This is a genomic window from Methyloversatilis universalis EHg5 (assembly GCF_000378945.1).
GTDB lineage: Bacteria > Pseudomonadota > Gammaproteobacteria > Burkholderiales > Rhodocyclaceae > Methyloversatilis > Methyloversatilis universalis_A.
On record NZ_KB900539.1, the window covers coordinates 3653087 to 3673563 of the forward strand.

General features: G+C 65.6%; 18 protein-coding genes. 4 read left to right on the top strand and 14 right to left on the bottom strand.

Features of this window, described 5'->3' with window-relative positions:
- Nucleotides 1-236 precede the first annotated feature (236 nt).
- Together METUNV2_RS0116580 and METUNV2_RS0116585 are read right to left on the bottom strand one after the other, a co-directional pair.
- The gene (locus METUNV2_RS0116580) at nt 237-1028 is read right to left on the bottom strand and encodes an SPOR domain-containing protein (protein ID WP_018230595.1); all 792 of its coding nucleotides are present in this window, start codon (nt 1026-1028) and stop codon (nt 237-239) included.
- On the bottom strand, nt 1025-1486 hold the full coding sequence (locus tag METUNV2_RS0116585; RefSeq protein WP_018230596.1) for a DUF2802 domain-containing protein: 462 nt from the start codon (nt 1484-1486) through the stop codon (nt 1025-1027). Before METUNV2_RS0116585 ends, METUNV2_RS0116580 begins: the two co-directional genes overlap by 4 nt.
- 123 nt (nt 1487-1609) lie before the next feature.
- Between METUNV2_RS0116585 and METUNV2_RS0116590 the strand changes: the two genes are divergently transcribed.
- Nucleotides 1610-2356, top strand: coding sequence for a YdcF family protein (locus METUNV2_RS0116590; protein ID WP_232415699.1), 747 nt, complete (start codon nt 1610-1612; stop codon nt 2354-2356).
- 17 nt (nt 2357-2373) lie between these two features.
- Here METUNV2_RS0116590 and METUNV2_RS0116595 read toward each other — a convergent pair whose 3' ends face one another.
- The 8 genes from METUNV2_RS0116595 to METUNV2_RS0116630 all read right to left on the bottom strand — a co-directional run bounded on the left by METUNV2_RS0116595 (nt 2374) and on the right by METUNV2_RS0116630 (nt 9596).
- A complete protein-coding gene (locus tag METUNV2_RS0116595) occupies nt 2374-3126 on the bottom strand; it encodes an SDR family NAD(P)-dependent oxidoreductase (protein WP_036271218.1) in 753 nt (250 codons plus the stop codon).
- 52 nt (nt 3127-3178) lie between these two features.
- Nucleotides 3179-3985, bottom strand: coding sequence for a thiazole synthase (locus METUNV2_RS0116600; RefSeq protein WP_018230599.1), 807 nt, complete (start codon nt 3983-3985; stop codon nt 3179-3181).
- 3 nt (nt 3986-3988) lie between these two features.
- A complete protein-coding gene (thiS, locus tag METUNV2_RS0116605; RefSeq protein ID WP_018230600.1) occupies nt 3989-4207 on the bottom strand; it encodes a sulfur carrier protein ThiS in 219 nt (72 codons plus the stop codon).
- The gene (lipA, locus tag METUNV2_RS0116610; protein WP_026188237.1) at nt 4200-5150 is read right to left on the bottom strand and encodes a lipoyl synthase; all 951 of its coding nucleotides are present in this window, start codon (nt 5148-5150) and stop codon (nt 4200-4202) included. Before lipA ends, thiS begins: the two co-directional genes overlap by 8 nt.
- 79 nt (nt 5151-5229) lie before the next feature.
- Nucleotides 5230-6342 carry an acetoin dehydrogenase dihydrolipoyllysine-residue acetyltransferase subunit gene (locus METUNV2_RS0116615; protein WP_018230602.1) on the bottom strand — a complete coding sequence of 371 codons (1113 nt, stop codon included), beginning with the start codon at nt 6340-6342 and terminating at the stop codon, nt 5230-5232.
- Nucleotides 6342-7352: an alpha-ketoacid dehydrogenase subunit beta gene (locus tag METUNV2_RS0116620; protein ID WP_018230603.1), complete on the bottom strand. Its 1011-nt coding sequence runs from the start codon at nt 7350-7352 to the stop codon at nt 6342-6344. The genes METUNV2_RS0116615 and METUNV2_RS0116620 overlap by 1 nt, the downstream gene beginning before the upstream one ends.
- A gap of 32 nt (nt 7353-7384) precedes the next feature.
- Nucleotides 7385-8311, bottom strand: coding sequence for a thiamine pyrophosphate-dependent dehydrogenase E1 component subunit alpha (locus METUNV2_RS0116625; RefSeq protein WP_018230604.1), 927 nt, complete (start codon nt 8309-8311; stop codon nt 7385-7387).
- A gap of 241 nt (nt 8312-8552) precedes the next feature.
- Entirely contained in the window at nt 8553-9596 is a 1044-nt protein-coding gene (locus tag METUNV2_RS0116630) for an ATP-NAD kinase family protein (RefSeq protein WP_018230605.1), read from the bottom strand.
- A gap of 337 nt (nt 9597-9933) precedes the next feature.
- Here METUNV2_RS0116630 and METUNV2_RS0116635 point away from each other — a divergent pair, with 337 nt between their 5' ends.
- Nucleotides 9934-12006, top strand: coding sequence for a sigma-54-dependent Fis family transcriptional regulator (locus METUNV2_RS0116635; RefSeq protein WP_026188239.1), 2073 nt, complete (start codon nt 9934-9936; stop codon nt 12004-12006).
- 141 nt (nt 12007-12147) lie between these two features.
- On the opposite strand, the gene METUNV2_RS0116640 is transcribed toward METUNV2_RS0116635, so the two are convergent.
- The 3 genes from METUNV2_RS0116640 to METUNV2_RS0116650 all read right to left on the bottom strand — a co-directional run bounded on the left by METUNV2_RS0116640 (nt 12148) and on the right by METUNV2_RS0116650 (nt 15715).
- The gene (locus METUNV2_RS0116640) at nt 12148-12567 is read right to left on the bottom strand and encodes a c-type cytochrome (protein ID WP_018230607.1); all 420 of its coding nucleotides are present in this window, start codon (nt 12565-12567) and stop codon (nt 12148-12150) included.
- A gap of 167 nt (nt 12568-12734) precedes the next feature.
- Nucleotides 12735-14423: a pyrroloquinoline quinone-dependent dehydrogenase gene (locus METUNV2_RS0116645; protein ID WP_018230608.1), complete on the bottom strand. Its 1689-nt coding sequence runs from the start codon at nt 14421-14423 to the stop codon at nt 12735-12737.
- An 89-nt stretch (nt 14424-14512) separates the two neighbouring features.
- On the bottom strand, nt 14513-15715 hold the full coding sequence (locus tag METUNV2_RS0116650) for a porin (protein WP_018230609.1): 1203 nt from the start codon (nt 15713-15715) through the stop codon (nt 14513-14515).
- A 381-nt stretch (nt 15716-16096) separates the two neighbouring features.
- On the opposite strand from METUNV2_RS0116650, the gene thiC reads away from it, so the two are divergent.
- Nucleotides 16097-18013 (top strand): phosphomethylpyrimidine synthase ThiC, encoded by a 1917-nt coding sequence (thiC, locus tag METUNV2_RS0116655; protein ID WP_018230610.1) that lies wholly within the window; start codon nt 16097-16099, stop codon nt 18011-18013.
- Between the two features lie 334 nt (nt 18014-18347).
- Here the strand turns inward: thiC and METUNV2_RS0116660 are convergent, their stop codons facing one another.
- The gene (locus tag METUNV2_RS0116660) at nt 18348-18848 is read right to left on the bottom strand and encodes a hypothetical protein (RefSeq protein WP_018230611.1); all 501 of its coding nucleotides are present in this window, start codon (nt 18846-18848) and stop codon (nt 18348-18350) included.
- Between the two features lie 281 nt (nt 18849-19129).
- Between METUNV2_RS0116660 and chrA the strand changes: the two genes are divergently transcribed.
- Entirely contained in the window at nt 19130-20470 is a 1341-nt protein-coding gene (chrA, locus tag METUNV2_RS0116665) for a chromate efflux transporter (RefSeq protein ID WP_018230612.1), read from the top strand.
- Nucleotides 20471-20477 lie beyond the last annotated feature (7 nt).

Sequence of the window (20477 nt, forward strand, 5' to 3'; positions counted from 1 at the left end):
CGAAGGCGGCGCGGGCGCGGATGTCCGCGTTCTCCTGCTGCAGGTTGCCGCGCTCGGCTTCCAGCCGGGCAATGTCCAGTTTCAGCCGGACGACTTCATCCTGCAAACGCGTGCGCTCGGCGCCGAGCTGTTCATGTTCGCGTGCTGCCACCCATCCAAGAAATGCCATCGAATTGCCCGCCCATGCATGATCAGGACAGTTCTATCGGCGGCCAGGCCATGCGGCTTGAATGGATTCAGCGGGCCACAGGCGGTGCGCCGTCGAGACCGAGCGCACGCATCCGGGCACGCGCACGATCGGCTTCGGCACGGCTGCTGAAGGGGCCGACCAGCACACGCGTCTCGATCTGCGCCGGAATGCCGTGCAGCGCCAGCCTGGCGCGCAGTTCCTCGGCGTTGGCGGTTTGACTGAATACGCCGGCCTGCACCACGTAGCCGCCTGCCGGGCTGCGGGTCAGCGGCGGCGGGGAAGGCTGCGCAGGCTCAGCGCGCGTCACCTTGTCCGCAGGCCGGCGGGCTTCAGCCGCCGGGGCGGCCGCGGCTGCCGGAGCGTCCGGACGCGCGGTCGATTCGGGCACCACGGGCTCGGCGACAACAGCAGGGGCCGGATGGGATCGGGGTGCGGGCGCCGCGCCACTCGACGGCTGCGCAGGCGCGGTCGCACCGCCGGTGGCCGATGGCGCTGCGGCGGCGCCGGCTGCTGGCGCGGGCTCTGCCGCATCGCCTTCGGGCAAGGGCGGAGGACTGTCCTGCAACGCGGCCGGTTGCGCACCGACCGCTGGCGTCTCTTCCGGCAGCACCGCTGGCGCGGCCGCCGGCGCGCGCAAGACCGGCGCTGCAACCGGCGGCAGCGCCTCATCGTCATCATCCGGCGCACGACGGCTGGCGTCGAACACCGCCAGCCCGCCGATCAGCAGCGCGATCAGCACGCCGGCCACCGCAATCCGGCGCAGCAGGGCGCTGCGTTGCTCGGTGGCCCCCTGCTCATCCTCGTCGCGCCGGGCCGTGATCCGGATCGTCGTACTCATGGCTGTTCTCCCAGTCCGCGGCTCTGTGCCAGCGTACGCACCAGATCGGCTTCACCGATCGACATGTCGCACTGTTCGGCGATCGCCTCGGCGCTCAGGCCGCGCGCGGCCAGCGACAGCGCCTCGCTGTACTGCGGCGCCACCGGCGGCAGCTGATTGACGGTTTCGATGCGCCGGCTCACGCCATCCAGCCGGTCCTCGATCACTTCGACGCGGGTTTCCAGCGCCTGCATCAGCGGCGCCAGACGGGCGTCGAGCAGGTTGTCGAGTTCGGCCTGGAGGTCGGGCAGCGGCGGCGGCGATACGGGAGCCGGCGGCGGAGGCAGCGGTGCCGGCTCGGCCTCGCGCCGTGCGTTCAGCATGGACAGGCGCATCAGCGCATAGCCCAGATAGCCGGACAGGATGATCAGCGCAAGCAGCGCTGCCTCCTTCCAACCCATCGCTGACAGTTCGATCAAATCCCGCTCCGTAGGGTCCGGCCGCGCTGAATGCGCGGCGCATCAGGACAGAATGACGCCCGCAGGCGCTCCGGGCCGGATAATAAGGCCTTTTCACCCTGCCCGGCTCCGATGCTCGCGTCCATGCTGTTCCTGCTCAAGAAAGCGATTTCCACGCTGCTGCTGCCACCGGCCGGGCTGCTGCTGCTCGCGGCAGCCGGCCTGCTGCTGGCGCGCTGGCGCAGGCGCGCTGGCATGGTGCTGATCGCCTGCGGCCTGCTGCCGCTGTTCGCGTTGTGCCTGCCGGCGGTGTCCGGCTGGCTGGAACAGAGCACCTACTGCTGCCGCGACATTGCGCCACCGAAGGACGTCGGCGCCATCGTGGTGCTGGGTGCCGGCACCTACGACAACCTGCTCGACTACGACGGCGAAACGGTGAATGGATGGGCGCTGGAGCGGGTACGCGCCGGGGCGCGGCTGGCGAAACAGACCGGACTGCCGGTGCTGGTGAGCGGTGGCGTGGTGTGGCGCGGGCGGCCGGAAGGCGAACTGATGCGGCAGGCGATGGCGGAATTCGGCGTGCCGGTGCGCTGGGTGGAATCCGCCTCGCGCGACACCGCGGACAACGCCCGCATGTCAGCCGCGCTGCTGAAGGAAGCCGGCATCACGCGGGTGGCGCTGGTCACCCATGCGGTGCACATGCGTCGCTCGATGGCCGAGTTCCGCCTCGCCGGGCTGGAACCGGTCGCCGCCCCGACGGTGATCCGGCGTCCGCCCGAAATGGCGTTCACCGACTTCATCCCCAGCTCGCGCGCGCTGCAGCAATCAGGCTGGGCGCTGCACGAATGGCTGGGCTGGCTGGCGCAGACACTGCGCCCCGCCAGCCCTTAGTCCCTGGTCCCCAGCGATCAGAGCTTGCTGCCGCCGCTCACGTCGATGATCTGGCCGGTGGTCCAGCCGCCGTCCGCGCTCACCAGGAAGGACACCACGCCGGCCACGCGGTCAGGGGTACCGATGCCGGACAGCGCCTGCATGGCCTGCACCGCGTCCGAACCGCCGCCTTCGAGCAGGCCGGTGGTGAGACGGGTTTCGATCACGCCAGGCGCGACCGCGTTCACCGTGATGTTGCGTGCGCCGAGCGAGGCGGCAAGCTGCAGCGTCAGCACGTCGACGAAGCCCTTGGTCGCCGAATACGCCGGAATGCCCGGGAAGGCGGTGCGCGCGACGATGCTGGACAGGTTCACGATGCGGCCGCCGTCGCGCAGCTTGGGCAGCAGATACTTGGTGACGAAGAACATCGAGCGCATGTTCACGTTGGACAGCCGGTCATAGCTGCCTTCGCTCATGTCTTCGATCGCCTCGAACGGCGCGATGCCGGCGTTGTTCACCAGCACGTCCAGATGCGGCTCGGTAAAGGCGTCGGCCAGATTCTGCGGGCCGTCGGACATCGACAGATCGGCCTGCAGCAGCGACGCCGAACCGCCTGCGCGTTCGATGGCTGCGCACACATCGCGCGCTTCGGCTGCGCCGTGCGCGTAATGCACCACTACATGGAAACCGTCCCTGGCGAGCCGCCGTGCGATCTCGGCGCCGATGCCGCGCGATGCGCCGGTAACCAGCGCCACGCGGCGCGCGCTTGATGCAGACCTGGATGCAGACATCCCGACCTCCTCCCTGTTGAATGTGTTGTGTGGTGTTGTGGGTGTTTGGGTACTACTGGATCAGGCCGGTCTGCGGCGACGAAGCCGCAGCCCGGTAAGGCAGCTTTTCCATGCGGCCGGCGAGGAAGGCCTCGCGGCCGGCGATCACGCCGTGGCGCATCGCGCCGGCCATGCGCACCGGATCACGGGCGTGGGCGATGGCGGTATTCATCAGCACGCCGTCGCAGCCAAGTTCCATCGCCACGGCGGCGTCCGACGCGGTGCCGATGCCGGCATCGACGATGACCGGCACCCTGGCGTCGGCCAGGATGATTCCGATGTTCCAGGGATTCAGAATGCCCATGCCGGAACCGATCAGGCTGGCCAGCGGCATGATGGCGACGCAGCCCATGCTTTCGAGCACACGCGCCTGTATCGGGTCGTCCGAGCAATAGACCATGACGCGGAAGCCGTCGCGGATCAGCGTTTCTGCCGCGCGCAGCGTTTCCGGCATGTTCGGGTACAGCGACTTCGGGTCGCCCAGCACTTCCAGCTTGATCAGGTCGTGGCCGTCGAGCAGTTCGCGCGCCAGGCGCAGCGTGCGCACCGCGTCGTCGGCGGTGTAGCAGCCGGCGGAATTGGGCAGCAGCGTGTAGCGACCGGCCGGCAGCACGTCGAGCAGGCCGGGTTCGCCATTGGTACTGGCCAGCGGCGTGCGGCGGATGGCGACGGTCACGATTTCGGCGCCGCTGGCGTCGAGCGCGCGTGCGGTTTCGTCCAGCGAGCGGTACTTGCCGGTGCCGACCAAAAGGCGCGAGGCGAAGGGCTGGCCGCCGATCACCAGCGGATCGGTCAGCGCCTTTTCAAAGGGAGCATTCATGGTCTAGCCGCCTCCGACGGCAATGACGATTTCCAGGCGGTCGCCCGGCGCCAGCGCGGTCTGGTCGAACACGCTGCGCGGCACGATTTCACCGTTGCGCTCGACCGCGATGCGCTTCTCGCGCAACGACATGCGGTCCAGCAGGTCGCCGACCGATGCTGCACCGTCCAGCGGTTCCAGCTGGCCATTGACCGAAATGGTGTGAGCCGCCACTTCAGCCATGGTTTTCATGCGCGGCGTGCAGCACGTCGGCACGGTAGGACGAACGCACCAGCGGGCCGGCGGCCACTTCGCTGAAGCCCATGCCGAGCGCGATGTCGCGCAGCGCGGCAAAACGCTCCGGCGTGATGTACTCGATCACCGGCAGGTGGGCCGGCGACGGCCGCAGGTACTGGCCCAGCGTGAGCAGGTCGCAGCCGTGCGCGCGCAGATCGCGCATCACCTCGACCACTTCCGCCTCGGTTTCGCCCAGGCCCAGCATCAGGCCGGTCTTGGTCGGTACGCTGGGGAAGCGCTGGCCGAAATCGCGCAGCAGCTTCAGCGAACCTTCGTAGCTCGCGCCCGGGCGGACTTCGCGGTACAGCCGGGGCACGGTTTCCATGTTGTGGTTGAACACGTCCGGCGGCGACACCGCCAGCGCGTCCAGCGCGACCGCTTCGCGGCCGCGGAAATCGGGGGTAAGCACCTCGATCGTGATGTTCGGGCTCAGCGCGCGGATGTCGGCCATGCACTGGGTGAAGTGCGCCGCGCCACCGTCGCGCAGGTCGTCACGGTCCACCGAGGTGATCACCACATAGCGCAGCTTCATCGCCGCCACGGTACGCGCGAGCCGCTGTGGCTCTTCCGCGTCCGGCGCCAGCGGCCGGCCGTGCGACACATCGCAGAACGGGCAGCGGCGGGTGCAGATGGCCCCCAGGATCATGAAGGTGGCGGTGCCACTGCCGAAGCATTCACCGATGTTCGGGCAGGCCGCTTCTTCGCACACGGTGTGCAGCGCGTGTTCGCGTAGCACGCCCTGAAGCGCGCGCACTGCCGGCGTGTCCTGGTCGCGTCCGCGCAGCCAGGCCGGTTTGGGCGGCGACGCGACGTCCTCGCGTACCTTCACCGGGATGCGGGCCAGCTTTTCGCGCCCGCGCAGTCCTTCTCCAGCCACTGCAGAACTCATGTCGGCATCCGGTAGTGCAGAAATCGGTACTGAAAAAATCGGCCGCCGCAGGAGAGGCTGCGGCGGCCGGGGTAGAGCATCAGCCGATGAACTCGCCGATCAGCTTGTTCACTTCGCCTGCCGCTTCGAGCTGGACCATATGGCCCTGGCCCGGCATCACCTTCACCGTCGCGCCCGGGATCGCCGTGGCGTGAGAGGACGGGATGACACGGTCGTTTTCGCCCCAGATCACCAGCGTCGGCTTGCCGGCCGCGGCAGCGACGAGCTGCGCGGACTGGCGGCCACCGGCGAACAGGCCGCCGGCCAGCGTCGCAAGCGCGCTGTCGACGCCTTCGAGGCGCTTGAACTTGAGCATGTCGTCGATCATCGAGCGGGTGACCAGCGACTCATTCGAGTACAGCTGGGCCAGCACCGGCTTCAGCGCATTGCGCGATGCCGCCGACACGAAACCGTCGATGTAGGCGCCGTTGATTTCGCTGCCCAGACCGGCAGAAGCGATCAGCGACAGCGACTTCACCTTGTTCGGCGCACGCTTGGCGACCGCCAGGCTCACGCCGCCGCCCATCGAGTGACCGGCCAGGTGGGCGCATTCGAGACCGACTGCGTCCATGAAGCCGACGACGACTTCGGCCAGACCGTCGAGCGAGTCGATGCCGGTCACCTTGGTCGTGCTGCCGTGACCCGGCAGATCGAGCGCATAGACGGCACGCGACTCGGACAGCGGAGCGTGGTTGAACAGCCAGTTGTTCAGGTCACCGCCGAAGCCGTGGATGAGCAGCAGCGGATCCTTGCCTGCCACGTCCTCGCCCAGCTTCAGGTAGCGCACCTCGACATTGCCGACCTTGACGGTCTGCGTCTGCGGGCCGCTGTCGGCGTCGTCGGCCGAAGGCGGCACGAATTCGGCCTGGAAGCGCGCGATCAGGTCGTCGATCAGTGCGTCATCGACGTCCTTGTCGGCGATCACGCCGAGCAGTGCGCCGACCGGCAGCACTTCGTCGGCCTGGGCGACCTGACGGCGCAGCACGCCGGTGGTCGCGGCCTCGACGGCACCGGAAATCTTCTCGCTTTCGACTTCGAGAATTTCCTCGCCGGGTTCGATCTTGTCACCGACTTCCTTCAGCCACAGATTGACCTTCCCTTCCTGCATGGAAAGGCCCCACTTGGGCATGGTGACGGTAAAGATTGCAGACATCAGCGGTACTCCTTGACCTTCATCACGGCTTCTTCGATGCGTGCCGGACTCGGGATGTAAAGATCTTCCAGCGAGGCGGCGAACGGCACGGGAACGTGCGGTGCGGTCACCATCTGGATCGGGGCCTTCAGCGCGCCGAACGCTTCCTGGGCGATGAAGCCGGAAATGTCGGACGCCATGCTGCAGCGCGGGGACGATTCATCGACCACCACCAGACGACCGGTGCGTTCGACGCTTTCGAGAATCGTGTCGGTATCCAGCGGCGAGGTCGTGCGCGGATCGATGATTTCGCACTGGATGCCCTTCTTGCGCAGGTTGGCAGCGGCTTCCTTGGCGTAATTGACCATGCGGCCGATCGCCACGATGGTCACGTCGTCACCTTCCTGCACCACAGCGGCTTCGCCGAACGGCACGATGTAGCTTTCGGCCGGCACGTCGCCTTCCATCGTGTAGAGCGCCTTGTGCTCCAGGAAGATGACCGGGTCGTTGTCACGGATCGACTGGATCAGCAGACCCTTGGCGTCGTACGGATTCGACGGGACAACCACCTTCAGACCCGGAACGTGCGTGAACATGTTGTACAGGCACTGCGAGTGCTGGGCGGCGGCACGGAAGCCGGCGCCGTACATCGCGCGGATCACGACCGGGGTCTTGGCCTTGCCGCCGAACATGTAGCGGAACTTGGCAGCCTGGTTGAAGATCTGGTCGAAACACACACCCATGAAGTCGATGAACATCAGTTCGGCGACCGGACGCAGGCCGTTGCAGGCCGCACCGACCGCAGCGCCGATGTAGCCCGATTCCGAGATCGGGGTGTCCATCACGCGACCCGGGTGCTTGGCGTACAGACCCTTGGTGACGCCGAGCACACCGCCCCATGCGTCGTCTTCGCCCGGCGAACCTGCACCACCGGCCACGTCTTCGCCCATCACGATGACGCTCGGGTCACGCGTCATTTCCTGGTCCAGCGCCTCGTTGATGGCCTGCTGGTAAGTGATCTTTCTTGCCATTCTGTTTTCTCCTGTCAGCGTATGGCGCGGGTTCAGTAGGACACGTACACGTCGGTCATCAGCTCGGACGGTGCCGGCAGCGGATCGGCCTTGGCCTTGACGACGGAGGCGTCGATCATGGCTTTCACTTCGGCGTCGATCGCCTCGATGTCAGCCGCGCTCAGCTCGCCGCGCGAGGTGACGCGCTTGGCAAACTGCATCAGGCAGTCCTTGGTTTCGCGCAGCTTCTGCACTTCGCCCGGGGCACGGTAGGTCTGCTGGTCGCCTTCGAAGTGGCCGTAGTAGCGCGACAGCTTCACTTCGAGCAGGGTCGGGCCGTGGCCTTCGCGGGCACGCTTGATCGCTTCGCCGGCGGCTTCGTACACCGCGAAGAAATCGAAGCCATCGACGATCACGCCCGGCATGCCGAAGGCGCTGGCGCGGTCAGCGATGTTGTCGACCGCCACCGAGAAGTTGCTCGAGGTCGCTTCGGCGTAGCCGTTGTTCTCAGCCACGAAAATGACCGGCAGCTTCCAGACCGAAGCGAGGTTCATCGCTTCGAAAATGGTGCCCTGGTTGGACGCACCGTCACCGAAGAAGCACACACCCACGTTGTTCTCGCCGCGGATCTTGGAGGCCAGCGCGGTACCGCAGATGAGCGGACCGCCGCCACCGACGATGCCGTTCGCACCCAGCATGCCCACCTCGAGGTCGGCGATGTGCATCGAGCCGCCCTTGCCCTTGCAGGTACCGGTGGCCTTGCCCCAGATCTCGGCCATCATGCTCACCGGGTCAACGCCCTTGGCGATGCAGTGACCGTGACCGCGGTGGGTCGAGGCGATGTAGTCCTTGCGGTTGAGGTGCATGCAGATGCCGGTCGCCGAAGCTTCCTCACCTGCATACAGATGGACGAAACCCGGGATTTCGCCGGTGGCGAAATCGACGTGCACGCGCTCCTCGAAATCACGAATGATGCGCATGGTCCGGTAAGCCTGCAGAAGGGCTTCCCTGTTCAAAGGACTGGTCATGAGTGCTCCTCTTTGTTGTGGACGGAAATGCCCGCGTATCTCCGGCAGCTGCGGGCGGATGGCTGAACACGGGCCTGCGGACATGCAACCGGCCGCACCGGTTGAATGTCGGCAAACCCAGGCCTGAATCGGGGTGAGCACCGGACACTGAAGCCGGCAACCCCGTGGAGAACTAAACGGTCGAGGGCCCGCATCACGCGGCGTCCCCGACATAGCCGCGCATCAGTCGATGCTGTGCGGCATAGGTGAGCGTGGCGGCGACATCGACGGTGACCGGACCGTTCGGGTCCAGCTTCACTTCGATGCGGCTGCGACTGTGGTATTCGATCTCGCGCTCGCCATCGAGCGCGATGGTTCCGCTGCGACCTTCGATGAGCACCGGTTCGTGCGGCACCAGATGGCTGTATTCGCGCACGCCGATTTCGGACACCAGTCCGGGCGCGATCGCCGCATGCACGCGGCGCGGCGTGTCACCGACCGGTGCACAGCGCACATGCAGGCCGTGCTGCGCGGTGCGCGACACCGGTTCGAGCTGACCGGCAATGGCCGACAGGCCGATACCGTCCGCGGCTGCAAAAGTGACAAACAGCTCTTCCACCACCGCGCTGTCCCACACCGCGCGCGAACCGATGTATTCGTGGCCGGTGAAGCAGGCATCAACCAGCGCGATGTCGTCGCGACCGTCGCAATGCACCTGCAGCACCTTGTTGCGCCGCAGGCCGGCAGCCGGCGGCACCGCGCCGGTGGCGATCAGACCGGTGGCCAGACCGGCCACGGTGGCTTCGCGCATTTCCGGGAAGGCGTTGTTGGTGCCGGTCGACAGCGCGAGCAGCGGAATCTGCCCGCTGCGCAGCGACACCGCCCGGTGGGTGCCGTCGCCGCCGAGCACGATGATGGCGGTCACGCCTGCATCGCGCATCGCCTCGGTCGCGGTCAGCGTGTCCTGGATGGTTTCCGAGACGGTCATGTCGAGGAAGCGCACGCCCTGGCCTTCGGTCGACGGCCCGTTCATGTCGAGCGCGCGATAGACCAGCGGAGAGATCGAGCCCTTGTCCGGCATCAGCAGCACTTCGTGCACACCGGCGGCCTGCAGGCCGGCGATGGCGCGCACGATCATGCTGGCCTTCTCGGCGTTCGGGAAAACCGAAGCGCGCGAAGTGAGACGGCGGATGTCCCTGCCCGAAGCCGGGTTGGCGATGATGCCGACGCGGGTCGGGCGGGCTGGACTTGAAGACACGACGATGCGACTCCTGAAAGCGATTCATGCCTTCATTGCATCTGTCGTGCCAGATACAGTCGCACCGGACACCTCCCGTGCGCAAACCGATGATTTGGAAGCACTCTCTGCATCGTTCGACGACACCATCGTCATGAGCGAGACAAAAAGCGCGGGGAGTGAGACGCCGCGCGCCTCTCCGTCTGAGACAGCTGTCTCAGTTTTTGGAGACATTCGTCGCGTTGCTTTCCGGCGAAAGCGCGCCTACCCTCACGAGACAACACAGGGGAAGCATTCCCTCAGGCGGCACAGATCGCCACACAAAGAAGTAAATATCCGATAACGGAGGAGGCGCTTTATGAGACAAGGTCGCGAGATCGCGGACCACGTCGGTCGTGTCATGAACATCGTCGAAGGCCGCGGCCATTCGGTGCTGTCCGACCCCCATCACGAACGCGTGGCGCGCTCATGGAAGCGCTCGCTGAACAAGCACTCGATCGATCCGTCGCTGTCGTCGGTACCCAAGGTGGTCACCGCCTACGAACTGCGCGAACACCGCGACCGCATCGAAACCTTCATGCGCATTGCGCGTGAAGGGGTCGAGCGCCTGCACAATGAACTGCTGCCGGCAAATTACTGTGTGCTGCTCACCGACGCTGCCGGCGTCACCGTCGATTACCGCGCGGTGCCTCACCTGGAGCGCGAGTTCAAGGACGAAGGCTTCCGCGCCGGCACCTGCTGGTCGGAAGAGAGCGAAGGCACCTGCGGCGTCGGCACCACGCTGATCGACCGCCAGCCCACGCTGATCCACCGCAACGAACACTTCCGTTCGCACAACACGCAGTTCACCTGCAGCTCGGCACCGATACTGGGCCTGCAAGACGAACCGATCGCGGTGCTGGACGCCTCCGCGCTGTACTCGCCGGACGGCCGTGAAAGCCAGCTGCTGGTGTTCCGCATGGTGTGCGAGAAGGCGCGCCTGATCGAGGACGCGTACGCCCACTACAGCCTGCGCAACCACTGGACGCTGCAGCTCGGCCAGGTCGCCGAGTTCATGCCGGTCGAGACCGATTACCTGATTGCCTTCGACGACGACGGCCGCATCCTTGGCGGCAACCGCCGGGCGCGCAACGAACTGATCACGCACAACGGTCGCCGCGCCGAGTTCCTGCAGGATCTGTTCGAGTGTTCGGCCAACGACATCATGGTGTCGGCCCACGCCAGCCCGGGCACGCCCTTCCCGCTGCGCATGCTGGCCACCGGCCGCCGCCTGTTCGCGGTGCTGCGCGCGCCGAACGCACGCTCGCCGGCCCAGGTCACGCAGTCCAAGCCGGTGCAGACCGAAGAGAACGCCACCGCACCGCGCGGTTTCCGCCACCTCGCGCTGGGCGACCCGCGTATCAAGAGCAATGTGCAGTGCGCGGTGAAAGTCGCGAACCGCGACATCCCGGTCATGCTGCTGGGCGAAACCGGCACCGGCAAGGAAGCCTTCGCCCGCGCCATCCATGACTACAGCGAGCGCGCCAAACAGCCCTTCGTTGCACTGAACTGTGCCGCCATCCCGGAAAGCCTGATCGAGAGCGAACTGTTCGGCTACCGCGACGGCGCCTTCACGGGTGCGCGCAGCAAGGGCGCCAAGGGCAAGATCCTGCAGTCGGATGGCGGCACGCTCTTCCTCGACGAAATCGGCGACATGCCGCTGTCTCTGCAGAGCCGTCTGCTGCGCGTGCTGGCCGAAGGCGAAGTGGTGCCGCTGGGTGCCGAACAGCCGACGCCGGTAAATCTGCACGTGATCTGCGCCACCCACCAGGACCTGCCGGAACTGGTGCGCCAGGGCCGCTTCCGCGAAGATCTGTTCTACCGCCTGAACGGCGCCAGCTTCATGCTGCCGCCGCTGCGCAACCGCGAAGACAAACGCGAACTGATACAGCTGGTGATGCGCGAAGAGTGCGCCGCCATGAGCCGCGAGGAACTGCGCATCGCGGAAGACACGATGGGCCGCCTGCTGGCCTACGACTGGCCTGGCAACATCCGCCAGCTGCGCCACGCCATCCGCTACGCCTGCGCGATCGCCGACGGCAACCAGGTCACCATCGAGCACTTCCCGCAGGAACTGCGCGGCAGCGCCGCCAGCCAGGCACGCGTGATACCGCAGCCGGCCCAGCAGCCGCCGGCCGCACCCAGCGTGCCGCGCAGCAGCGCAGCCGCACCCGACCCCTGCGAACTGCGCGACGGCGAGCCGCTGAACGAAGCCTGTATGCAGCTGCGCCAGAAAATGCTCGATGCGCTGCGCCGCAATCACTGGCGGGTGACCGAAACCGCCCGCCAGCTGGGCATGTCGCGCGCCACCTTCTATCGCAAGATGGCGCGGCTGCGCATCGTCGCACCGAACTATCTGGACGGCGAAGACAGCGTGGTCGGCCACGGCTGATCTGGCGCGCAGCTGACCCACTCACACGGGGCGCTCAGGCGCCCCGTTTCTTTTGATGGCCGCCGATGGGCGCTGTCCGTCAAACAAAAAACCCGGTGCGCACAAGCGCACCGGGTTTTTTCGCGGCAGCAACGAACAGACTTACTGCGTGCCGAGGAATTTGATGTAAGCCACCAGTTCCCAGATCTGGTCGGTCGAGAACGCCTCGCCCCAGGGCGGCATGATGTCCGAGCCGCGACGACCGTGAAAAATCGTATGGAAGGCCGCTTCCGGCGGCAGGTCGGTACGGCCCTTGAAGTCGGGGGCGCGACCGCCGACTCCTTCTGCGCCATGGCAGTAGCCGGCACAGGTCTTGTTGAAGCGCTTCTTGCCGGACGCAATGCGCGCCGGATCGTCCAGATCGAAACTCGGCTTCGGCTGGGCCGAAGTGGCTGCTTCCTGTGCCATCACCGGTGAGCTGCCAGCCTGCAGCGCAACAGCAGCGCCCGCAAGCAGCAGTGCACTCAGGGCACCGCGGAAGAACGAAGTACGAGAAGAGATGAAGGCGTTGCGGTCTTTCATGGTTCTGCTTTCCTGCCCGGGTTGAAGCTCAGATTCTCTGATGTTCTTGTGTCTTATGAGTTCGGAAGTCTGAACAAAAAAAGACGGGCGGTCACTCCCGTTACCGCCCGTGAATGAGGAGACATTGACACCCCGCCGTGTGTCCGCACGGCGGGGCGGTACAGCACTTACTCCAGCGTGAAGGCGATCATCGCTGCACCGCCCGGCAGATCCTTGATCTGCGGGAAAGCACCTGCGAGGAAGCCCGGAGCGTGGGAGCCCAGACCGGTCGGGAACACGATGTACTGCTTGCCCTTGACCGAATAGCTGACCGGGCCGCCGCGCAGGCCGGAACCGGCGTTGAAGGACCACAGTTCCTTGCCGGTATCGGCGTCGTAACCGTAGATCTTGCCTTCCATGTCACCGGTGAACACCAGGCCACCGGCGGTGGTCAGCACCGACGAAAGCGGCGGCAGGTCGTACTTGATCGACCACTTGCGCTTGCCGGTGATCGGGTCACGCGCGTCCAGACGGCCATGCGGCTTGCTGCCCGGGGGCGCCACCAGCTTGATCGATTCGATGCCGAGCGACAGCGAGGACACCGACTTCAGGTTGTCCGGATCGTCCTTGCCGGCGACCACCTCGTTACACACTTCCATCGCGTGCGAGTACCACAGGCCGGTGCCCGGGTTGTAGGCGCCGTGGTTCCAGCTGCGCGTGCCGAGCAGGTTCGGGCAGAAGGTCTTGGTCTTGTCGACTTCCGGATAGACCGGATCGATCAGCGCGCCGGTCTTCGGATCGATGCCCTTGACCCAGTTCACGTTCTCGGCGAACTGCCACACGTTCTCGAGCTTGCCGTCCTTCTTGTCCATCACGAACACGAAGCCGCCCTTGTTCAGGTGAACGATGACGTCCTTGCCATCCTTCTGCACGACCAGCGCTTCGTACGCCGAATCGTAATCCCACGAATCGTTCGGCACTTCCTGGCGATGCCACTTCACCTTGCCGGTCTTCGGATCGAGGGCCAGCAGCGTCGCGGTGTAGAGGTTGTCGCCCTTGCGGTCGTAGTTGTAGTAGTCGGGCGCTGCGTTCGACGTACCGATGTAGATGGTGTCGCTCTTGGCGTCATAGGTACCCGGCATCCAGGCGCTGCCGCCACCGACCTTGCCGCTCTCGCCCGGCCAGCTCTTCGGATCGTTCTTGATCACGTCGAAGGTCCACACCGGCTTGCCGGTATCGGCATTGACCGCGTAGATCTTGCCCGAGATCGGCTGGTCGCCGCCGGTGGTGCCACCGAACAGCACGTCGCCTGCCAGCTGCGGCGGTGCCGAGAACAGCGCGCCGTACTGGGTCTTCGGATTGGTCAGCTGGGTCGACCACACTTCCTTGCCGGTCTTCTGGTCGAGCGCGATGAAGCGGCCGTCCAGCGTGCCAACGAACACCTTGCCGCGACCCACGGTCACACCACGGCTGGCCGCGCCGTAGAACACCTGTTCGACGATCTTGTCGAGTTTGGGGGCGTACTGCCACAGGGTCTTGCCGGTGGCGGCATCGATGGCCCACACATTGTTGTTGGCCGAGATCGAGTACATGACGCCATCGATCACGATGGGGGTCGCCTGCAGACCGTGCGTGATGGTGCCCGGCTGGTGGATCCACGCCACCTTGAGCTTCTTCACGTTGTCACGGTTCACCTGGTTCAGCGGGCTGAAACGCCAGGCGTTGCTGGTGCGGTGATACTGCGGCCAGTTGTTCGGATCTTCGAAGCCCGGGCCGGACTGGGCGGCAGCCGGGGCAGAGAACAGCGACATCATCGACGCGGCTGCAATGGCCGAAGCCATCAGCGCGGGGCGGAACTGCTTGCGAATCGGGTTCATCAATCAGGTCTCCATTATGTTTTTGCGGTGACGGAGGCTGCGTCCCCCGTCACCGGTACTGCCTTTGCTGCAACTGCGGAAACTGCGAATCAGAACATGAAGTTCAGACCGACGTTGATCAGCGTGCTCTTTTCGCCCGGGGTCACGCCGGCAGCGACGATGCTGGTGCGCAGCGTTGCGCCCGGATCGGCGTCAGCGAAGGCGGCCTGCACGTACAGCGTGGTGTCCGGACGCCATTGGTAGTCGTTGCTGATCACGATGAACTTGGTTTCATCGGTCTTGTTGGCATCGTCCTTGTTCAGATAGAACGCGAGCGTAGCCGAGTTCTTGGCGCTCCACTTCCAGTCCAGACCGGTGCTGTAGCCATTCACGTCAAACAGCTTGTTGCCGGCGCTGTTGTCGTTCTTGGCGTTCATCCAGTTGTTCTTCCAGGTGAAGTCGCCGAACGGGATCGCGAAGCCGAGGGAGGTGTGATCCACCACCTTCTTGCCGGTCTGTTCGTCGTGGAAGGCCTGGTACGAACCGGACAGGGTGACCGGACCGTTGTAGGTCACACCCAGCGCGTAGGCGCTGTTGTCCTTGAAGTCACCGGCCTGGCCGCCGAAGGAGTACAGCACGCCCACGGTCACCGGACCCCAGGTATTGCGGTACTGCACGGCATTGTTCATGAAAATGCCGACGTCGTTGTTGGTGTTGCGACCGCCACCACCTGCCGGAGCATTGAAGGTGGTGAACAGCTGGCCGTAGGCCCAGGCGTACAGGTTGGAGAACTGTTCCTTGAACGCACGCGGCTCGGTGCCGATGTGGGCCAGCAGGGCCGGGCCGTACTGACGACCGAAGGTCAGGCTACCCCAGTCACCGCGCACACCCAGGTTGGCCTGACGACGGAACAGCGGGGTGCTCACGCCACCGGGGCCGGTGCCGGCTGCATCACCGGTGCCGTGCAGGAAACCGTTGTTGGTGTCGAAGTGCGACTCAAGGTTGAAGAAGGCGGTCAGGTTCACGTCGAGCTCACGCTCGCCCTTGAAACCGATCACGGTCTGACGCAGACCGCTGGTTTCCATCGAGGTACGGCTGTCACCTGCGGCGTTGGCCTGGCTGTTGTACAGCATGCCAACGTCGATGATGCCGAACATCGACAGCTTGGTGCCGCCCATTTCGCCGATGACGATATCGGCCATGGCCGGCGACGAAATCACGGACAGCGCCGCGACGGCGGCTGCGCCCACCGTGAGCTTGCGCGAGATTTTCAGTGCGGCGCTGTTCAGCGACTTGCGTCCAGTTCTTGTCATGTTCCCCTCCGTGTGATGCTGGTGATGAATCACTGGTTGAAATGCGGCGTCCGCGGACCGGACTACCGTCGGAGGGCTTAAGGCAGCATTCATGCCACTGAAGCAATCGCCCGCAAACCCGCATGAAACCTGGGGGTTTGGCGATGAGACAAAGAAGGGTGCGACAACTGTACGGGTGAGACGCCGCGCGTTTGCGACAGCTGTCTCGCCGCGAAAGCGCATTTGCGACGTGCGGGTGAGACAGGCTGCACGCGCTGCCGGAGCGCATCACCCGCATCCCCGCAGGCGCGTGGACTGGAACTTGCGTCAGCTCCGGCACGAGGTGCGGCTCACGCACCCGCAATAACGAAGAACCGGACCGCAGCACGAACAGGAGTTTCAATGAACGCCAAAGACACCTTCCTCGCCGAGCAGGCACATGTAGACGAAGCGGCGATTGCGCCGCTGCCGAACTCGCGCAAGATCCACCTTGAAGGTTCGCGCCCGGATATCCGGGTGCCGATGCGCGAAATCTCCCAGGCCGACACGCCGACAGGCTTCGGCGGCGAGAAGAACCCGCCGGTGTTCGTCTATGACTGTTCCGGCCCCTACACCGACCCCAAGGCCTCGATCGACATCCGCAAGGGCCTGCCCGCGCTGCGCGCCCGCTGGATCGAGGAGCGCGGCGACACCGAGCAGCTCACCGACCTGTCCTCCGAATTCGGCCGCATCCGCGCAGCCGACGCCGCGCTCGACGATCTGCGCTTCCCCGGCCTGCACCGCCACCCGCGCCGTGCCAAGGCCGGCCGCAACGTGACCCAGATGCACTACGCCCGCCAGGGCATCGTGACGCCGGAGATGGAGTTCATCGCGCTGCGCGAGAACATGAACCGCGCCGCCTACGTCGAGAGCCTGCGCGCCACCGGCCCGACCGGCGAGAAGATGGCCAAGCTGCTCACCCGCCAGCACCCGGGCCAGAGCTTCGGCGCCTCCATCCCCGCCGAGATCACGCCCGAATTCGTGCGCGATGAAGTCGCCCGCGGCCGCGCCATCATCCCGAACAACATCAATCACCCGGAAAGCGAGCCGATGATCATCGGCCGCAACTTCCTGGTGAAGATCAACGCCAACATCGGCAACTCGGCACTGGGCTCCTCGATCAACGAGGAAGTCGACAAGATGACCTGGGCCATCCGCTGGGGCGGCGACACGGTGATGGATCTGTCCACCGGCAAGAACATCCACGAAACCCGCGAGTGGATCATCCGCAACAGCCCGGTGCCGATCGGCACCGTGCCCATCTACCAGGCGCTGGAGAAGGTCGACGGCAAGGCCGAAGAGCTCACCTGGGACATCTTCCGTGACACGCTGATCGAGCAGGCCGAACAGGGCGTCGATTACTTCACCATCCACGCCGGTGTGTTGCTGCGCTACGTGCCAATGACCGCCAACCGCATGACCGGCATCGTGAGCCGCGGCGGTTCGATCATGGCCAAGTGGTGTCTGGCGCACCACAAGGAAAGCTTCCTCTACACCCACTTCGAAGAGATCTGCGAAATCATGAAGGCCTACGACGTGGCCTTCTCGCTGGGTGATGGCCTGCGTCCGGGCTCGATCTATGACGCCAACGACGACGCGCAACTGGGTGAGCTGAAGACGCTGGGCGAACTCACCGACATCGCCTGGAAGCACGACGTGCAGGTGATGATCGAAGGCCCGGGTCACGTGCCCATGCATCTCATCAAGGAGAACATGGACCTGCAGCTCGAGTACTGCAAGGAAGCGCCCTTCTACACGCTGGGCCCGCTGACCACCGACATCGCGCCGGGTTACGACCACATCACCAGCGGCATCGGTGCAGCGCAGATCGGCTGGTACGGCACCGCCATGCTCTGCTACGTGACGCCCAAGGAGCACCTCGGCCTGCCGGACAAGGACGATGTGAAGGAAGGCATCATCACCTACAAGCTCGCCGCCCACGCCGCCGACCTGGCCAAGGGTCATCCGGGGGCGCAGATCCGCGACAACGCACTCTCAAAGGCGCGCTACGAGTTCCGCTGGGACGACCAGTTCAATCTGGGGCTGGATCCGGACAAGGCGAAGAGCTTCCACGACGAGACGCTGCCGAAGGAATCGGCCAAGGTGGCGCACTTCTGCTCGATGTGCGGCCCGCACTTCTGCTCGATGAAGATCACGCAGGACGTGCGCGACTTCGCCGCCAAGCAGGGCCTCAATGAGGACGAAGCCCTGCAGAAGGGCATGGAAGTGAAGGCGGTCGAGTTCGTAAAGTCCGGCGCGGAGATCTACCAGAAGGTGTAAGGCCCGTAGCCTGCGCCGCTGCCCGCATGGCCTGCGGGCACGGCGCTGGCAGGCAGCGGAGAGGATTCACGGCCGCATCGCGGCGGGGCGCCGCTCCCACGCGCGCCTGCACCCCGTACCTCAGTGTCGTGGGAGCGGCGCCCCGCCGCGATGCGGCTCCTGACGGCTCGCGAAAATACCTCAGTGAGCCGCTGCCAGCTTCACCGATTCGTTCGTCCGGACGCGGACAGGTGATACAGACGAGACAGATCGTCCGGTCAACTGTCTCATCGACAGTCTCACCGGCTTGTCTGTCTCAACCGGATCGGGCGATCCGGTTGAGGGGCGAAAGGTCTTACTGCAGCGCCTTGATCTGTTCCGGCGTCAGTCCTTTCAGCGCTTCGGCCGCCGACTTGCGGGCCAGGTCGCGGTCGGTTTCGATGATGGCGTGCACCGAATTCATCACCTTGTCGTAGGAGGCAGAAGCCTCTTCCTTGGTGATCTGCCCGGCGGCCACGCGTTCGCAGGTGCGGTACAGCGATTCGCGCAGGAAATTCAGCATCTGTGCGCGCTCCGCCAGACGGACCACATTGGCGTCCACCTGGCCGCCGGCGGCCTTGCCCGATGCTTCGAGCTGGCTGATGAGCTTGAGCGTGCTGTCGGCGCCGGGTTCGGTACAGCCCGGGCCCATGCGCGCTGCGCGCGAGGCGGCCATGGTGTCCTGGTCTGAACTGCTGCTGCCGAACAGCGGCTTCTTTTCGGACGACGCCGGCATGGCGCTGCGGGAGTGTTCGTAATTGGCCCAGTACTGCTTGTGCTGCTCGGTCGAGTTGTCGCGAGCGGGACTGCCACTCATGCTTGAGCAGCCGCTCAGCACGAGGGCAAGGAGGCAGGTTCCGGACAACAGCGGGTATTTCATGACGGCTCCCTTTTGTGGGGTTCTGGATGGGTGTCGCGTGTCCATCGACCGGTAGGCCGGTCGCCGCGCGAAGCTCCTCAACTTCGCGTCGGGTCATGGACACGAGATCCGTAGCAAGATGAAGGCCAGCAGACGATGCCGTTTCGGCGTCCGCCCCGCAACGCGCGTGACGCAGGCGTCGGGCACAATGCGGCTCCGACTGCCGCCGCCCGTTCCCGATGACCGCACCCGCCGACCGACCTGTGCAGGTTTCATTCCGAGAAGCCTTCCTGTTCTGGCTCAAGCTCGGCTTCATCAGCTTCGGCGGGCCGGCCGGACAGATTTCCATCATGCACCAGGAACTGGTGGATAACCGGCGCTGGATTTCCGAACGCCGCTTCCTGCACGCGCTGAACTACTGCATGGTGCTGCCTGGCCCCGAGGCGCAGCAGCTGGCCACCTATATCGGCTGGCTGATGCACCGCACCTGGGGCGGCGTCATCGCCGGCGCGCTGTTCGTGCTGCCGTCGCTGTTCATCCTGATCGCGCTGTCCTGGGTGTACATCGCCTTCGGTGACGTGTCGCTGGTGGCCGGGCTGTTCTACGGCATCAAACCGGCGGTCACCGCCATCGTGGTGCAGGCGGCCCACCGCATCGGCTCGCGCGCGCTGAAGAACAACACGCTGTGGGCGATTGCCGGCGCGTCCTTCGTCGCCATCTTCGCGCTCGGCCTGCCCTTTCCGCTCATCGTCGGCGCGGCGGCGCTGATCGGCTATGTGGGCGGACGCCTGTGGCCGGCCACCTTCCGTACCGGCGGCGGCCACGGCACGGCACAGGGCTCTCACGCCCCAGCGCTGATCGACGACGACACGCCGACGCCCGAGCACGCCCGCTTCAGCATCGGCCGGCTGGCGCGCATCGCGCTCTTCGGCGCGCTGCTGTGGGCCGGGCCGATGGCGCTGCTCACGCTGCTGCTGGGCTGGTCGCACACGCTGACCCAGATGGGCTGGTTCTTCACCAAGGCGGCCCTGCTCACCTTCGGCGGCGCCTATGCGGTGCTGCCCTATGTCTATCAGGGCGCGGTATCGCATTACGGCTGGCTCACGCCGACCCAGATGATCGACGGCCTGGCGCTGGGCGAAACCACGCCCGGCCCGCTCATCATGGTGGTGGCCTTCGTCGGCTTCGTCGGCGGCTACGTGAAAGCGGTATTCGGGCCGGACAGCCTCTTTCTGGCCGGTGCGGTGGCGGCCACGCTGGTGACCTGGTTCACCTTCCTGCCCTCCTTCCTGTTCATCCTGGCCGGCGGGCCGCTGGTGGAAGCCACCCACGACGACCTGAAATTCACCGCGCCGCTGACCGCCATCACTGCCGCAGTGGTGGGCGTCATCCTGAATCTGGCGCTGTTCTTCGGCTACCACGTGCTGTGGCCGGAAGGCTTCGACGGCCGTTTCGACCTGCCGTCGGCGCTGATCGCGCTCGGCGCGGCAGTGGCGCTGTTCCGCTTCAGGCGGAACGTGATCCACGTGATCGCCGCTTGCGCGGTGGTCGGTCTGGCGGTGCGCACGCTTGCCGGCTGAAGCCGGC

Excerpts from the sequence above, each read along its gene's own strand:
- METUNV2_RS0116580 (WP_018230595.1), bottom strand. The coding sequence starts at position 1,028 with ATGAGTACGACGATCCGGATCACGGCCCGGCGCGACGAGGATGAGCAG.
- METUNV2_RS0116590 (WP_232415699.1), top strand. The coding sequence starts at position 1,610 with ATGCTGTTCCTGCTCAAGAAAGCGATTTCCACGCTGCTGCTGCCACCG.
- METUNV2_RS0116595 (WP_036271218.1), bottom strand. The coding sequence starts at position 3,126 with ATGTCTGCATCCAGGTCTGCATCAAGCGCGCGCCGCGTGGCGCTGGTT.
- METUNV2_RS0116600 (WP_018230599.1), bottom strand. The coding sequence starts at position 3,985 with ATGAATGCTCCCTTTGAAAAGGCGCTGACCGATCCGCTGGTGATCGGC.
- thiS (WP_018230600.1), bottom strand. The coding sequence starts at position 4,207 with ATGGCTGAAGTGGCGGCTCACACCATTTCGGTCAATGGCCAGCTGGAA.
- lipA (WP_026188237.1), bottom strand. The coding sequence starts at position 5,150 with ATGAGTTCTGCAGTGGCTGGAGAAGGACTGCGCGGGCGCGAAAAGCTG.
- METUNV2_RS0116615 (WP_018230602.1), bottom strand. The coding sequence starts at position 6,342 with ATGTCTGCAATCTTTACCGTCACCATGCCCAAGTGGGGCCTTTCCATG.
- METUNV2_RS0116620 (WP_018230603.1), bottom strand. The coding sequence starts at position 7,352 with ATGGCAAGAAAGATCACTTACCAGCAGGCCATCAACGAGGCGCTGGAC.
- METUNV2_RS0116625 (WP_018230604.1), bottom strand. The coding sequence starts at position 8,311 with ATGCGCATCATTCGTGATTTCGAGGAGCGCGTGCACGTCGATTTCGCC.
- METUNV2_RS0116635 (WP_026188239.1), top strand. The coding sequence starts at position 9,934 with ATGAGACAAGGTCGCGAGATCGCGGACCACGTCGGTCGTGTCATGAAC.
- METUNV2_RS0116640 (WP_018230607.1), bottom strand. The coding sequence starts at position 12,567 with ATGAAAGACCGCAACGCCTTCATCTCTTCTCGTACTTCGTTCTTCCGC.
- METUNV2_RS0116645 (WP_018230608.1), bottom strand. The coding sequence starts at position 14,423 with ATGAACCCGATTCGCAAGCAGTTCCGCCCCGCGCTGATGGCTTCGGCC.
- METUNV2_RS0116650 (WP_018230609.1), bottom strand. The coding sequence starts at position 15,715 with ATGACAAGAACTGGACGCAAGTCGCTGAACAGCGCCGCACTGAAAATC.
- thiC (WP_018230610.1), top strand. The coding sequence starts at position 16,097 with ATGAACGCCAAAGACACCTTCCTCGCCGAGCAGGCACATGTAGACGAA.
- METUNV2_RS0116660 (WP_018230611.1), bottom strand. The coding sequence starts at position 18,848 with ATGAGTGGCAGTCCCGCTCGCGACAACTCGACCGAGCAGCACAAGCAG.
- chrA (WP_018230612.1), top strand. The coding sequence starts at position 19,130 with ATGACCGCACCCGCCGACCGACCTGTGCAGGTTTCATTCCGAGAAGCC.